The organism is Kitasatospora sp. NPDC088346 (assembly GCF_044740765.1).
In the GTDB taxonomy this organism is placed as follows: Bacteria; Actinomycetota; Actinomycetes; order Streptomycetales; family Streptomycetaceae; genus Kitasatospora.
Genome location: NZ_JBIURH010000012.1, coordinates 1 through 14,126 on the forward strand (window position 1 = coordinate 1; position 14,126 = coordinate 14,126).

Consider the following 14,126-nt stretch of genomic DNA (forward strand, 5'->3'; position numbering starts at 1 on the left):
CCTCACCCGCACTATTTCAGGGGGCCCCCCTGCGGCGGCGCGTGGTGTTTTTAGGGCGTGTGTTTTGGGTGCGCGTTTTGAAGGCCCCGCCGCGGTTGTGGAGCTTAGGAGATTCGAACTCCTGACATCTGCCATGCAAAGACAGCGCTCTACCAACTGAGCTAAAGCCCCGCGTTCTGGGCACTAGCGTACCCGCTCCCGGAGCGAATGCTGCGCGGGCCGTCACCTCGGCCCCGCAGGCACCCGGGAGTCGCGGCCCGACCCCGGCCGATGGACCGGGGTCGACCCGCGGGGAGACCGGAGACCGGCCTCGAAAGATCGTTCGCAGGCCTCAGCGGCCGGCGGGAACCGGGTCGGTGGCCTCGGTCCACAGGTCCTGCTCGGCGCGGTCGGCCTGAACCTGACGGTAGACAAAGAAGCCGCCGAGGGCGACCAGGGCGACCAGGAGGAGCTTCTTCACCGTGGGACCTCGTCCTTCTTGCTTGCGGTAGCGGATCGTCGGCCCGACGTCCCGGCCGGGAGGCACAGCCCCCGAAGCCTTGGGTGTACGAGCACGAACCAGCGGCCGTGCTGGAGACCGCCTTGCGGCCGATGATACACACCGGTAACCGGTTCAAGAGGTGCCACTGCCCGGTCCAACCGACCCGTCCGCACCCAGGATTGACGCCGCGCCTCCTGTCGTACGGTCCGCCCGGTCGCCCGGCGGCCGCACCACCGCCGTTCCGGCCGCCGGATCCACCCGCGTCCTCGGCGGCGCGCCCTCGCCCTCCTCGTCGCGCCGCATCAGGGTGCTCCGCCGCCGGTCCAGCGCGTGCTGCTCCCCGGCGGCGAACCGGGCGTGCAGCCGTTCGAACCCGGTCGCGGAGATCCACCCCCCACGCCCAGTCCCCCGCCACGGCACCCACCAGACCCGGCTCGCCCGCAGCGCCGGCCGGTCGACGAACGCGACCGCCACCGGGGCGCAGACCGGCCCCGGGGAAGCGGATGGGGCCGGCGCGGCACCCGCACGCCGCACCGGCCCCGGGACCGTCCGCTACGGCCGCCGGCGCCCGCGCCGGGCCGTCACCTCCTGCCGCAGGATCCGCAGGTCGTCGCGGACCGCCCGCAGGTCCTCCCCGTGCCGGCCGAGCCGCTGCCCGATCGCCGCGACCACCCGGTCCCCGGCGTCCAGCCGCCGTTCGATCGCCAGCAGCCGCAGCTCGACCCGGTCGAACGGGTCCTCGCCGTCGATCCGCCGCTGCCACTCACGGACCGCCGGGTCGGCCACCGCCCGCTCGTACTCGTCCCAGCGCAGCCGGCTGTCCGGCCACGGCCTGGCCCGGAAGGCCTGCACCTGCGGCTCGTCCGGCTCGTTCGGCCCGGACCGCCAAACGCGCTCGGCGACGTCGAGCAGCTGGCACCGCACGGCCCGGGCGACGTCGCTGTCCCGCAGCAGCATCGCCACGTTCAACACCGCCCGCGGGGGCAGCACGGCGAGCCCGGAACGGGCCTGTGGATAACCTCCGGGATAGAGGGACAGCGTGTCCCTCTTGAAAGTCTCCAGGTCAGCACCCCGGAGCACGAGCGCTCCGTTGTTCTTCAGCTCCTGGCGGTGACGGAGGAAGACCTTGCGGACGGTCTCCTCCCCGACCTCGAAGTAGTCGGCGGCCATCCGCAGGGTGATGTAGACGCTGCCCGGGAGCAGGGTGAGCGCCTTGACCTTGTCGAGCGCCTCGGTGCGGCCGCCCAGCCGCTGGGTGAGTTCCCGGCGCAGCGTCGGGGATTCGAGCATGACGGAGTCCATGGACATGGGAATGCCCTCCATGGTTGAAGTGGATCGTGGAGCGCCACGTCACCCGGGGCGTACGGGACCGGTCTTCCGCCGGCAGGAACAGAGGTCGCACACGTCCACGGATCCACCGACCGGTTCTGACGCCCGGCCATCATCGACTTCACAGGAGTTTCGAGTCGTCCATCCCACACTGCCTCTGCGCACCAGGCTCAACGAGCAGGAGGGCACGGGGTCACGCAGCGGATGATGTGACGACCGCCACACGGCGGCCACATCGGGGAGAGGGGCCAGGTCGGCCGTCGGCGCCGCAAACGGCGAAGGACCCCGGTCACTGGGTGACCGGGGTCCTTCTTGCAGGTGGGCCTAACAGGACTTGAACCTGTGGCCTCTTCCTTATCAGGGAAGCGCTCTAACCGTCTGAGCTATAGGCCCTTGCCGCACTGAAAGATTAGCGGACCGAGCGCCGATCTCCCAAATCCGTATCCGCGGCCACCTGCGGCCCGGGCTGCGAGCCGTGCAGCTCACGGTCCCGCGGGCCGGTCAGCCACTGCCCCCGGGTGGCCGGCAGGCCGCTGTGGCCGGCCGTGGTGGCGCGGACGGCGAGGACCTGGTTGATCCCGATCCGGTTCTGCTCGAAGGCCACCGCGGACGCCGCCATGTACAGCCGCCAGACACGGGCCCGCCCCCGGCCGACCAGCCGGACGGCCTGCGGCCAGTGGGCCTCCAGGTTGGCGACCCACTCGCGCAGGGTCAGGCCGTAGTGCTCGCGCAGCGCCTCGACGTCGCGGACCTCGAAGCCGGCGTCCTCCAGCAGGCCGACCGTGCTGCCCACCGGCGCCAGCTCGCCGTCCGGGAAGACGTAACGGTCGATGAACGGGCTGGGCCGGTACGCCTCGCCGGGCAGGTCGGGCCGCCGGGCGATCTGGTGGTTGAGCAGGCGTCCGCCGGGCGCCAGCAGCTCGTACAGGCCGCGGGCGTAGACCAGGTACTGGGCGGAGCCGACGTGCTCGGCCATGCCGACGCTGGAGACGGCGTCGAAGGGCCCGTCCGGGATCTCCCGGTAGTCCTGCAGCCTGATCTCGATCCGGTCGCCCAGACCGGCCTCGGTGACCCGCCGGCGGGCCAGCGCGACCTGCTCCGCCGAGATGGACACCCCGACGGCCGTGACGCCGTAGTGGCGGGCCGCGTGCAGCACCAGCGAGCCCCAGCCGCAGCCGACGTCCAGCAGGCGCTGTCCGGGGCGCAGGCCCAGCTTGCGGCAGATCAGGTCCAGTTTGGCCTCCTGGGCGTCCTCCAGGCTCTTGGCGTCGGGCGTCCAGTAGGCGCAGGAGTAGACGAGGGTGGGGCCGAGGACCAGCCGGTAGAAGTCGTTGCCCACGTCGTAGTGGTGGCTGATCGCCGCCCGGTCGCGTCTGCGGCTGTGCAGGCGGCCGCTGGGGCGGCCGGCCTCCTCGGGCGGCGGCGCGGGCTGCGGGCCGACGGCGCCGATCCGCAGCAGGGTGGCGAGCAGGCCGCGGCCGTGCGCCCCGAGGGCGTCGCCGAGGCCGAGGTCGAGCTGGCGCACCTCGGGCTGCTCGGCGAACGCGGCGACGGCGGACAGCACCTCGTAGAGGTCGGTGTCGGGGCCGAGTTCGAGGTCGCCGGAGACGTAGGCGCGGGCCAGGCCGAGCTCGCCGGGCTGCCAGAGCAGGCGCCGGGCCGCGCGGCGGTTGCGCAGGACGAGCGTGGGGGCGCCGGGCGGCCCCGCGGTGCTGCCGTCCCAGGCGCGGATCCGCACCGGGATCCGCAGCCCCAGCAGCCCTTCCACCGCACCGACCAGTTGTGTTGCGACCTCAGCCATGACGGGCCTCCGACCAGCCGTAACAGCTCCACCGCTTGCCTGCTCCACCGCGCCGCCCACCGGCGCGACGCCGTGCCGGTGTGAATGGTTGCCCGGTCGACGCGGGCACTAACCCCGCGTCGGCCAACCGGTCCACTTATCCACGGACGGGTGCCGCGGGACCGCCCGGCACGCCCGCCGGGCGCGTGCCGTCACCCGAACGCCGGTACCGACGCGGACGGGCCCCGAAGGCGTCAACAGCCTTCGAGGCCCGTCCATTCCGAGCGGGTGACGCGGCGTCAGTCCTCCTCGGCGAGGGTCAGCTCGACCCCGCCGGTGAAGCCGGCCGCGGTGTTGTAGATGAACGCCGAGAGGGTGGCCAGGGCGGTCATCAGCACCACGTCGACCACGGCGATCAGGAAGGTGAACATCATGACCCGGCCGAAGCCGATGAAGTCCATCAGGTTGAAGCTGCCGGCGCTGTCGTTGCCCGTGACGTCCTTGAGCGTGCTGCTCAGCGAGTCGAAGACGCCGAGGCCGTCGAGGGTCATCCAGAGCACGGCCGCCGCGACGATGAGGATCACGCCGACGGCCAGCGAGAGCAGGAAGCTGACCTTCATGACCGACCACGGGTCGGCCTTGACGATCCGCAGCCGGGCCTTGCGGGTCCGGGCGCCGCCCGGCGAGGCGGCCGCGGGGGTGCCGGGGCGGCGCGGGGCCGCACCCGGGACCCGGGTGCCGCGGGCCGGGGTCGGCTGGCCCTTGGTGTAGGTGGTCGGCGTGGAGAACCCGTCCGTGCCGCCGCCGGCCGGGGCGGCCGCCTGTCCGCCATAGGTGACGCCGCCGCTCTGGCCGGCCGCGCCGACCGGCGGCATCAGCGAGGTGGACGCCGCCGTCGGGTGCTCGGTCGGACGGGGTGGCACCCCGCCGCCGTACGGCGCACCGCCCGGCAGGCCGCCCGTGGCACCTCCAGCACCCGTGGCTCCACTCACCCTGGTCCTCCTGCAGTTCCCGCCAGGTCGGCGGTCCGCCCTGGTCATCGCTTCCCGTCCGGTGGCCGGCCCTGTGGCCGGCACCGGTCAGCGGTCCGGCGCCCGCCCCGGCAGGGGGCGGGCTCCGGACCGCCGGCGCGAGGTCAGGCCTGGTCGGCCCCGCCACCCGCCGTCGTCCCGTCCTCGGTCACGGGCACCTCGGCCGTGGCCTCGGTTGCCTCGTCCTCCGAGGTCTCCTCGTCCTCCGCCTCCGCGTTGCGGGCCATGCCCACGACCGCGTCGCGCTTTCCGAGGTTGATCAGTTGGACGCCCATCGTGTCACGTCCGGTTTCACGAACCTCGGAAACCCTGGTCCGGATCACGCCGCCGGACAGCGTGATGGCCATGATCTCGTCGGTCTCCTCGACGACCAGGGCCCCGACCAGCGAGCCGCGGCCCTCGACGATCTTCGCCGCCTTGATGCCAAAACCGCCGCGTCCCTGCACACGGTACTCGTCGACCGAGGTCCGCTTGGCGTAGCCGCCGTCCGTGGCGGTGAAGACGAAGGTGTTCGGACGGATCGAGTTCATCGAGAGGAGCTCGTCGTCCTCGCGGAAGGACATGCCCTTCACGCCCGAGGTGGCCCGGCTCATCGGCCGCAGCGAGTCGTCGGTGGCGGTGAACCGGATCGACTGCGCCTTCTTGGAGATCAGCAGCAGGTCGTCCTCGGCGGAGACCAGCTCGGCGCCGATCAGCTCGTCGTCCCGGCCGTCCTCGTCCTGCCGCAGGTTGATCGCGATCAGGCCGCCGGAGCGCGGCGAGTCGTAGTCCTTCAGGCGGGACTTCTTGACCAGGCCGTTTCGGGTGGCCAGTACGAGGTACGGCTTGTCCTCGTAGGTGCGCACCGCCATCACCTGGGCGATGTGCTCCTCGGGCTGGAAGGCCAGCAGGTTGGCGACGTGCTGGCCGCGGGCGTCCCGGCCGGCGTCGGGCAGCTCGTAGCCCTTGGCGCGGTAGACCCGGCCCTTGTTGGTGAGGAAGAGGATCCAGTTGTGCGTGGTGGTCACGAAGAAGTGGTCGACGATGTCGTCCTGCTTCAGCTGGGCCCCGCGCACCCCCTTGCCGCCGCGCTTCTGCGAGCGGTAGAGGTCGGACCTGGTCCGCTTGACGTAGCCGCCGCGGGTGATGGTGACGACGATGTTCTCCTCGGCGATCAGGTCCTCGATCGAGAGGTCGCCGTCGGAGGGGATCAGGGTGGAGCGCCGCTCGTCGCCGTACTTCTCGACGATCGCGGTGAGCTCCTCGGAGATGATCTCCCGCTGGCGTGCGGGCGAGGCGAGGATCGCGTTGTACTCGTTGATCTTCGCCTGGAGCTCGTCGTGCTCGCTCAGGATGCGCGCGCTCTCCAGCGCGGCCAGCCTGCGCAGCTGCATCTCCAGGATCGCGTTGGCCTGCAGCTCGTCGATCTGGAGCAGGTTCATCAGACCGCTGCGGGCGGCGTCGGCGCTCTCCGAGGCCCGGATCAGCGCGATGACCGCGTCGATCTGGTCCAGCGCCTTCAGCAGCGCGCGCAGGATGTGGGCGCGCTCCTCGGCCTTGCGCAGCCGGAAGGTGGTGCGCCGGACGATGACCTCGACCTGGTGGGTGACCCAGTGCCGGATGAAGGCGTCGAGCGACAGCGTGCGCGGCACGCCGTCGACCAGGGCCAGCATGTTGGCGCCGAAGTTGGTCTGCAGGTCGGTGTGCTTGTAGAGGTTGTTCAGCACGACCTTGGCGACGGCGTCGCGCTTGAGCACGACCACCAGGCGCTGGCCGGTCCGGGACGAGGACTCGTCCCGGACGTCGGCGATGCCGGCGACCCTGCCGTCCTTGACCAGGTCGGCGATCTTCAGCGCCAGGTTGTCCGGGTTCACCTGGTACGGCAGCTCGGTGACCACCAGGCACTGCCGGCCCTGGATCTCCTCGACCTCGACCACCGCGCGCATCGCGATCGAGCCGCGGCCGGTCCGGTAGGCGTCCTCGATGCCGCGGCGGCCGACGATCAGCGCACCGGTCGGGAAGTCCGGGCCCTTGATCCGCTCGATCAGGGCTTCCAGCAGCTCCTCGTTGGTCGCCTCGGGGTTCTGCAGCGCCCAGAGCGCGCCGGAGGCCACCTCGCGGAGGTTGTGCGGCGGGATGTTGGTGGCCATGCCGACCGCGATGCCGGTGGCACCGTTGATCAGCAGGTTGGGGATGCGGGCCGGCAGGACGGTCGGCTCCTGCTGGCGGCCGTCGTAGTTGGCGGCGAAGTCGACGGTCTCCTCGTCGATGTCCCGCATCATCTCCATGGCCAGCGGCATCATCTTGCACTCGGTGTACCGCATGGCGGCGGCCGGGTCGTTGCCCGGGGAACCGAAGTTGCCGTTGCCGTCGACCAGCGGCATCCGCATCGACCAGGGCTGGGCGAGGCGCACCAGGGTGTCGTAGATCGAGGTGTCGCCGTGCGGGTGGTAGTTGCCCATCACGTCGCCGACCACGCGGGCGCACTTGTAGTAGCCCTTCTCGGGCCGGTAGCCGCCGTCGTACATCGCGTAGAGCACCCGGCGGTGCACCGGCTTGAGGCCGTCGCGGACCTCGGGCAGCGCACGGCTGACGATCACGCTCATCGCGTAGTCGAGGTAGGAGCGCTGCATCTCGGTCTCGAGCTCGATGGGCTCGATCCGCATGGTGGCCTGGCTGGTGCTGTTCTCCGGCTGCTCGTCGCCGTCCGGACGGTTGTCGTCGACCACTGGTGGTCAGTTTCCTTTCACGCGGGGCCTGGTTACGTGGGGGACCGCGGGGGTCACACGTCCAGGAACCGGACGTCCTTGGCGTTGCGCTGGATGAAGGACCGGCGGGCCTCCACGTCCTCGCCCATCAGGACGGAGAACAGGTCGTCGGCGCGGGCCGCGTCCTCCAGGGTGACCTGGAGCAGCAGGCGGTGGGCGACGTCCATGGTGGTGACGCGCAGCTCCTCGGCGTTCATCTCGCCGAGACCCTTGAAGCGCTGGATCGCGTCGTCCTTGGGCAGCCGGCGGCCGGCCTCGACGCCGGCGGCGATCAGCGCGTCGCGCTCACGGTCCGAGTACGCGTACTCGAAGTCGTCCCGGCCCCACTTGATCTTGTAGAGCGGCGGCATCGCCAGGTAGACGTAGCCGGACTCGACCAGCGGCCGCATGAAGCGGAACAGCAGGGTGAGCAGCAGGGTGCGGATGTGCTGTCCGTCGACGTCGGCGTCCGCCATCAGAACGATCTTGTGATAGCGGAGCTTGGACTCGTCGTAGTCCTCCTGGATGCCACAGCCGAAGGCCGAGATCAGCGCCTGGACCTCGGTGTTCTGCAGCACCTTGTCGATCCGGGCCTTCTCGACGTTCAGGATCTTGCCGCGGATCGGGAGGATCGCCTGGGTGCGCGGGTCCCGGCCCTGCTTGGCCGAGCCGCCGGCGGAGTCACCCTCGACGATGAAGATCTCGCACTCGGCCGGGTCCTTGGACTGGCAGTCGCTCAGCTTGCCCGGCAGCGAGGCGCTCTCCAGCAGGCCCTTGCGCCGGGTCAGGTCGCGCGCCTTGCGGGCGGCGACGCGGGCGGTGGCCGCCTGGATCGACTTGCGGATGATGTCCGAGGCCTCGTTGGGGTGGCGGTCCAGCCAGTCGTTCAGCTGCTCGTGCACCACCTTCTGGACGAAGGTCTTCGCCTCGGTGTTGCCCAGCTTGTCCTTGGTCTGGCCCTCGAACTGCGGCTCGCCGAGCTTGACCGAGATGATCGCGGTCAGGCCCTCGCGGATGTCCTCGCCGGAGAGGTTGTCGTCCTTCTCGCGGAGCAGCTTCTTGTCCCGCGCGTAGCGGTTGACCAGGCCGGTCAGCGCCGCGCGGAAGCCCTCCTCGTGAGTGCCGCCGCCGTGGGTGTGGATGGTGTTGGCGAACGAGTAGACCCCCTCGGTGTACGAGGAGTTCCACTGCATGGCGATCTCGACCGAGAGCGTCTTGTCCTTGTCCTCGGCCTCGAAGTCGATCACCGACGGGTGGACCGGGTCGCCCTTGCGGGAGTTGAGGTGCGCCACGAAGTCCGCGATGCCGCCGTCGTACTTGTACGTGACGGAGAGCGGGCGGCCCTCCTCGTCGGCGTGTTCGGCGCGCTCGTCGGTCAGCGAGATGGTCAGGCCCTTGTTGAGGAACGCCATCTCCTGGAAGCGCCGGGAGAGCGTCTCGAACGAGTAGACCGTGGTCTCGAAGATGTCCGGGTCGGCCCAGAAGGTGACGCTGGTGCCGGTGCGGTCGGTGTCCTCGTGCCGCTCCAGGGCGGCCGTCGGGGCGCCGGCCTTGTAGTCCTGGGACCAGCGGTGGCCGTCCCGGTGGATCTCGATCGCCAGGCGGGTGGAGAGCGCGTTCACCACCGAGACGCCGACGCCGTGCAGGCCGCCGGAGACGGCGTAGCCGCCCTGCCCGAACTTGCCGCCGGCGTGCAGGACGGTCAGCACGACCTCGACGGCCGGGCGGCCCTGGCCGGGGACGATGTCCACGGGGATGCCGCGGCCGTTGTCGACCACGCGCACCGCGCCGTCGGCGAGGATCGTCACGTCGATGGTGTCGGCGTACCCCGCCAGCGCCTCGTCGACGGAGTTGTCCACGACCTCGTACACCAGGTGGTGCAGGCCTCGCTCACCGGTCGAGCCGATGTACATGCCGGGGCGCTTGCGGACGGCTTCGAGGCCCTCCAACACCGTGATGTTGCTACCGGTGTAGGAAGCCTCGGCGGTCTGGTCGGTGGGGTCTGGGTTCTGGCTGGGGTTGCCGGAATCGGCCACGAAGCGCCCTCTCTGGCACAGCGCGGGTCGCACGCCACCCGGTGATTCGGACGGCCTGCGACCACGGCGTTTCGACTCGGTTGCTGCGAGCAACAGTGTTTGGCTCTCAGTCTACCGGTACGACTGACAGAGAGGGGCGTTTGGCAGCCCCTGAGGGCAGATGTGCCGCCCTGAATCCCCTCTGCACATGTCCCGATACTCGACCAGGGGGCTCAGGGGCCTCACACCGGCCGCCAGCGATTCCGGACCGACCGGCTCCACTCCGGACGGTCACCCCCAGGTGTCGCCCGGTCCCTTGCTCCCCGGTGCGCGCAGCCTCCCGTACCCCCGAACCGGCGCGTCAGGCCCCAGCACCTTGATCACCTTGACCGTGCCGTGCCCCAGCTCGTGGTTCAGCCGGGCCACCAGCTGCCGGGCCAGCAGTCGCAGCTGGGTCGCCCAGGCGGTGGAGTCGCACTGCACCGTCAGCACCGCCTCGGCCTCCGCGTAGTTCTTGGGCACGCAGTGCGCCGCGATGTCCGGGCCCACGATCTGCGGCCAGCGGCCCATCACCCCGCCGACCGCGGCCGGCGCCTCCCAGCCCCGTTCGGTGATCAGACGGTTCAGCGCGGCGCCCAGCGGCACCGGGTCCCGCCCGTCCGCCCGCGCACCGCTGCGCAGGCCGTGCCGCTTCGCCTCGCGCTTCTCCCTGACCTGCTCGCCGCGCTTCCTGGCCTGCTCCTTGGCCGCGCGCAGCGCCACCCGCGCCAGGTCCACACCCGACGGCTCAGGCGTCTCGCTCATGCACCCCGCACCTTTCCCCAGGCTGTGGACAGCCCGCCCGGAGCCGGACGGTGGACCGTCCAGCGTACGAGGTTCCCGGGGCTCACGGGTCCAGACGGGACACCGTGCCGTCCGAGACCGCGAAGCGCGCGCCCGCCAGCGCCTTCGGCACGTCCTCCGGCACCGCCGCCGTGACCAGCACCTGCTCGCCGCCCGCCACCAGCTCCGCCAGCCGGTCCCGCCGCCGCGCGTCCAGCTCCGCGAACACGTCGTCCAGGATCAGCACCGGCTCACCGCCGTCCGCCTTCAGCAGCTCGTACGAGGCCAGCCGCAGCGCCAGCGCGAACGACCAGGACTCGCCGTGGCTGGCGTACCCCTTCGCGGGCAGCGGGCCCAGCCGCAGCGTCAGCTCGTCCCGGTGCGGGCCGACCAGGGTCAGGCCCCGGGCCACCTCCTGACCACGGGCCGCCTGCAGCGCCGCCAGCAGCTGCTCCTCGGCCTGCTCCCGGCTGGCCGGCAGTTCGCCCTCGAAGGAGCTGCGGTACTCCAGCAGGGTGTCGCCGCCCTCGGGCGCCAGCTGCCGGTACGCCTGCGCCACCAGCGGCTGCAGCGCGGCCACCAACTGCAGCCGAAAGGCCGTCAACTCGGCCCCGGTGCGCGCCAGATGGCCGTCCCAGACCTCCAGGGTGGACAGGTCGGCGCCGCGGCCGCCGCCCGCCCGGCGGGCCGTCGCCGCGGTCTTCAGCAGGGCGTTGCGCTGCTTGAGCACCCGCTCGTAGTCCTGCCGGACCCCGGCCAGCCGAGGGGCGCGGGCGGTCAGCAGTTCGTCCAGGAAGCGACGCCGCTCACCCGGGTCGCCCTTCACCAGGGCCAGGTCCTCGGGGGCGAACAGCACCGTCCGCAGCAGCCCGAGCACGTCCCGCGGGCGGACGTTGTCGGAGCGGTTGATCCGGGCCCGGTTGGCCTTGCCGGGGGTGAGCTCCAGCTCGACCAGGGTCTGCCGGGCGTCCCGCACGATCGAGCAGCGGACCACCGCCCGCTCGGCCCCCAGCCGGACCAGCGGGGCGTCGGTGGCGACCCGGTGGCTGCCCAGCGTGGCCACGTAGCCGACCGCCTCGACCAGGTTGGTCTTGCCCTGGCCGTTGGGCCCCACGAACGCCGTCACGCCCGGGTCGAGCGGAACCTCGACCCGGGCGTACGAACGGAAGTCGGCGAGCGACAGGTGCGCGACATGCATGGCTGGGACTGCGCTCGCCTTCTGCGGGACGGGCCGGTGACTACTTGGACTCGACCGCGTGGCCGCCGAACTGGTTGCGCAGCGCGGCGATCATCTTCATCTGCGGGGAGTCGTCCTGGCGGGACGCGAAACGGGCGAACAGCGAGGCCGTGATGGCCGGCAGCGGCACCGCGTGGTCGATGGCGGCCTCGACCGTCCAGCGGCCCTCGCCGGAGTCGGCGGCCCAGCCCTTGAGCTTGGCCAGGTGCTCGTCGTCGTCCAGCGCCCGGACGGCCAGGTCGAGCAGCCAGGAGCGGATCACCGTGCCCTCCTGCCAGCTGCGGAAGACCTCGCGCACGTCGGTGACCTCGGGGGCCGCCTCCAGCAGCTCCCAGCCCTCGGCGAAGGCCTGCATCATCGCGTACTCGATGCCGTTGTGGACCATCTTGGCGAAGTGGCCGGCGCCCACCTTGCCCGCGTGCACGGCGCCGAACTCGCCCTCGGGCTTGAGCGCGTCGAAGATCGGCTGGGCCTTCGCGACGTGCTCGGCCTCACCGCCGTACATCAGCGCGTAGCCGTTCTCCAGGCCCCAGACACCGCCCGAGACACCGCAGTCGACGAAACCGATGCCCTTGGCCGCCAGCTGCTCGGCGTGCTTGATGTCGTCCGTCCAGCGGGAGTTGCCGCCGTCGACCACCACGTCACCGGGGGACAGCAGCTCGGCCAGCTGCTCGACGGTGTCCTGGGTCGGACCGCCGGCGGGCACCATGACCCAGACCACCCGCGGGCCCTGGAGCTTGCTGACGAGCCCCTCCAGGCTGTCCACGTCGGCGAGTTCCGGGTTCCGGTCGTAGCCGATGACGGTGTGGCCGGCGCGGCGGATGCGCTCGCGCATGTTGCCGCCCATCTTGCCGAGACCGATGAGGCCGAGCTCCATGACTAGTCCTTCACTGTGGTGTCGTGCCTGATGACGGCGCCGTTGCCGCGTTTCCCCGAGCCTACGCCGCGAACGGTGCCAGGCCTCCCCCGGCACGGTCTGTCCGGGGAAGGCCTGGCGTGGTCCACAGCCTGTGGACGGGGCTGTGCGGGCCGTCAGCCCGACAGGCGCACCGGCATGATCAGGTACTGGTAGGCCTCGTCCGCCTCGGCGTCGACCGCGACCTTGCCGCTGAGCAGGGCCGGCTTGGTCGGCGTGGTGAAGCTGAGCTGGGCGTACGCGGAGTCGATGGCCTTCAGGCCCTCCTCCAGGTAGCCGGGGTTGAACGCGATCGAGATGTCGTCGCCCTCCAGGTCGGCGTCGATCCGCTCGGTGGCCTGGGCGTCGTCGCCGGAGCCGGCCTCCAGGGTGAGCACGCCCTGCTCGAAGTTGAGCCGCACCGGGGTGTTGCGCTCGGCCACCAGGGAGACGCGCTTGAGGGCCTCCAGGAACGGCTGGGTCTGGATCGCCGCGACCGCGCTGAACTCGGTCGGGAAGAGGCTGCGGAACTTCGGGAACTCGCCCTCCAGCAGCCGGGTGGTGGTGCGGCGGCCGGCGCCCTCGAAGCCGATCAGGCCCTCGCCCGCGCCGCCCGAGGCGAGCGCGATGGAGACCGTGTCGCCGCTGCCCAGGGACTTGGCGATGTCCTGGAGGGTCTTGGCGGGCACCAGGGCGACGGCCGAGATGTCCGACTGCTCGGGCTTCCACAGCAGGTCGCGCACGGCGAAGCGGTACCGGTCGGTGGCGGCCAGGGTGATCCGGTCGCCCTCGATCTCGACCCGGACACCGGTGAGGACCGGCAGGGTGTCGTCCCGACCGGCGGCCACGGCGGCCTGGCTGACGGCGGCGGCGAAGACCTCGCCGGCGACGGTGCCGGTGGCGCTCGGCATCTGCGGCAGGGTCGGGTACTCGTCCACCGGCAGGGTCGGCAGGGTGAATCGGGAGCTGCCGCAGACCACGCTGACCCGCATGCCGTCGGTGGAGATCTCCACCGGGCGGTTGGGCAGGTTGCGGGAGATGTCGTTGAGCAGCCGGCCGGAGACCAGCACCGTGCCCGCCTCCTCGACGTCCGCCTCCAGCTCGACCCGGGCCGAGACCTCGTAGTCGAACCCGGAGAGGGCCAGCGAGCCCTCCTGTGCCGTCAGCAGCAGGCCGGCCAGCACCGGCACCGGCGGCCGCGCCGGGAGGCTGCGAGCAGCCCAGGCCACCGCCTCCGCGAGGACATCACGCTCCACCCGGAACTTCACCGGTAACCGCCTCCTGGCTCCTGCTGTCGCTGTATGCGTTTCGATCTTCGTCGTCCGGCTTCCGGCCCACCGGGGAGTCCCCCGGCTCCAGTCGCCGGAGAACAGTCTGACGTACTCCACCGACAGACGGAGCAGATGGGCGGAAGCAACCCGAACAAGTGTCGGGCCTCCGTTGTCCACAGATTTCGGCCAGCCCCACTGTTGATCAAGCTCATGGGTCTCTAAGGGTAGTAGTAGTAGTAGGGCCTGTGGAAACCGTGGATAACCCTGTTTTCGCAGCTCAGAGCCTGTTTTTTGTCCACAGCGGCTGTGGAGGGCGGATGTGGACAACCAGGGCCTGCTGTGGACAGCGGAGCGTTACCCACAGGGCACGTTGAGTATCCACAGGTTATCCCCAGGTCCGTCCCCAGATCATGGACCGGTTATCCACGGGGCTCGGGCAACATCACGTGACGCCTTTCACACCTGGGCATGAACGTCCCGCCAATGTTGTCGAACTGTGGACGCAGCTGTGGAGAACCTGGGGATAACCGACCCATTCC

At 71.1% G+C, this 14,126-nt stretch carries 11 protein-coding genes and 2 tRNA genes; all 13 read right to left on the reverse strand.

Features of this window, described 5'->3' with window-relative positions; translation table 11 throughout:
- Window positions 1-98: 98 nt before the first annotated feature.
- Window positions 99-171, reverse strand: a tRNA-Ala gene (locus ACIOFR_RS17900).
- A gap of 160 nt (window positions 172-331) precedes the next feature.
- Entirely contained in the window at window positions 332-460 is a 129-nt protein-coding gene (locus ACIOFR_RS17905; RefSeq protein ID WP_014137031.1) for a DLW-39 family protein, read from the reverse strand.
- A gap of 153 nt (window positions 461-613) precedes the next feature.
- Window positions 614-1,015, reverse strand: a complete 402-nt coding sequence (locus tag ACIOFR_RS17910) for a DUF6191 domain-containing protein (RefSeq protein WP_400998004.1) — start codon at window positions 1,013-1,015, stop codon at window positions 614-616.
- Between the two features lie 18 nt (window positions 1,016-1,033).
- Window positions 1,034-1,789 carry a hypothetical protein gene (locus ACIOFR_RS17915; RefSeq protein ID WP_400998007.1) on the reverse strand — a complete coding sequence of 252 codons (756 nt, stop codon included), beginning with the start codon at window positions 1,787-1,789 and terminating at the stop codon, window positions 1,034-1,036.
- Between the two features lie 340 nt (window positions 1,790-2,129).
- A tRNA-Ile gene (locus tag ACIOFR_RS17920) sits at window positions 2,130-2,203 on the reverse strand.
- 16 nt (window positions 2,204-2,219) lie between these two features.
- Window positions 2,220-3,611, reverse strand: coding sequence for a class I SAM-dependent methyltransferase (locus ACIOFR_RS17925; protein ID WP_400998009.1), 1,392 nt, complete (start codon window positions 3,609-3,611; stop codon window positions 2,220-2,222).
- Between the two features lie 278 nt (window positions 3,612-3,889).
- The gene (locus ACIOFR_RS17930; RefSeq protein ID WP_400998012.1) at window positions 3,890-4,582 is read right to left on the reverse strand and encodes a DUF3566 domain-containing protein; all 693 of its coding nucleotides are present in this window, start codon (window positions 4,580-4,582) and stop codon (window positions 3,890-3,892) included.
- A gap of 143 nt (window positions 4,583-4,725) precedes the next feature.
- The gene (gene gyrA / locus ACIOFR_RS17935; protein ID WP_400998469.1) at window positions 4,726-7,266 is read right to left on the reverse strand and encodes a DNA gyrase subunit A; all 2,541 of its coding nucleotides are present in this window, start codon (window positions 7,264-7,266) and stop codon (window positions 4,726-4,728) included.
- Window positions 7,267-7,382: 116 nt separating this feature from the next.
- Window positions 7,383-9,383 carry a DNA topoisomerase (ATP-hydrolyzing) subunit B gene (gene gyrB / locus ACIOFR_RS17940; protein WP_400998014.1) on the reverse strand — a complete coding sequence of 667 codons (2,001 nt, stop codon included), beginning with the start codon at window positions 9,381-9,383 and terminating at the stop codon, window positions 7,383-7,385.
- Between the two features lie 270 nt (window positions 9,384-9,653).
- The gene (locus ACIOFR_RS17945; protein WP_371498311.1) at window positions 9,654-10,166 is read right to left on the reverse strand and encodes a DUF721 domain-containing protein; all 513 of its coding nucleotides are present in this window, start codon (window positions 10,164-10,166) and stop codon (window positions 9,654-9,656) included.
- 82 nt (window positions 10,167-10,248) lie between these two features.
- Window positions 10,249-11,382 carry a DNA replication/repair protein RecF gene (recF, locus tag ACIOFR_RS17950; protein WP_400998016.1) on the reverse strand — a complete coding sequence of 378 codons (1,134 nt, stop codon included), beginning with the start codon at window positions 11,380-11,382 and terminating at the stop codon, window positions 10,249-10,251.
- A gap of 40 nt (window positions 11,383-11,422) precedes the next feature.
- Window positions 11,423-12,298 carry a phosphogluconate dehydrogenase (NAD(+)-dependent, decarboxylating) gene (gene gnd / locus ACIOFR_RS17955; protein ID WP_400998020.1) on the reverse strand — a complete coding sequence of 292 codons (876 nt, stop codon included), beginning with the start codon at window positions 12,296-12,298 and terminating at the stop codon, window positions 11,423-11,425.
- 155 nt (window positions 12,299-12,453) lie between these two features.
- Entirely contained in the window at window positions 12,454-13,584 is a 1,131-nt protein-coding gene (gene dnaN, locus ACIOFR_RS17960) for a DNA polymerase III subunit beta (protein ID WP_371498308.1), read from the reverse strand.
- Window positions 13,585-14,126 lie beyond the last annotated feature (542 nt).

Bases quoted from the DNA above. Each gene is read 5' to 3' on its own strand.
- ACIOFR_RS17915 (WP_400998007.1), bottom strand. From the start codon at position 1,789: ATGTCCATGGACTCCGTCATGCTCGAATCCCCGACGCTGCGCCGGGAA.
- ACIOFR_RS17925 (WP_400998009.1), bottom strand. From the start codon at position 3,611: ATGGCTGAGGTCGCAACACAACTGGTCGGTGCGGTGGAAGGGCTGCTG.
- gyrA (WP_400998469.1), bottom strand. From the start codon at position 7,266: ATGCGGATCGAGCCCATCGAGCTCGAGACCGAGATGCAGCGCTCCTAC.
- ACIOFR_RS17945 (WP_371498311.1), bottom strand. From the start codon at position 10,166: ATGAGCGAGACGCCTGAGCCGTCGGGTGTGGACCTGGCGCGGGTGGCG.
- recF (WP_400998016.1), bottom strand. From the start codon at position 11,382: ATGCATGTCGCGCACCTGTCGCTCGCCGACTTCCGTTCGTACGCCCGG.
- gnd (WP_400998020.1), bottom strand. From the start codon at position 12,298: ATGGAGCTCGGCCTCATCGGTCTCGGCAAGATGGGCGGCAACATGCGC.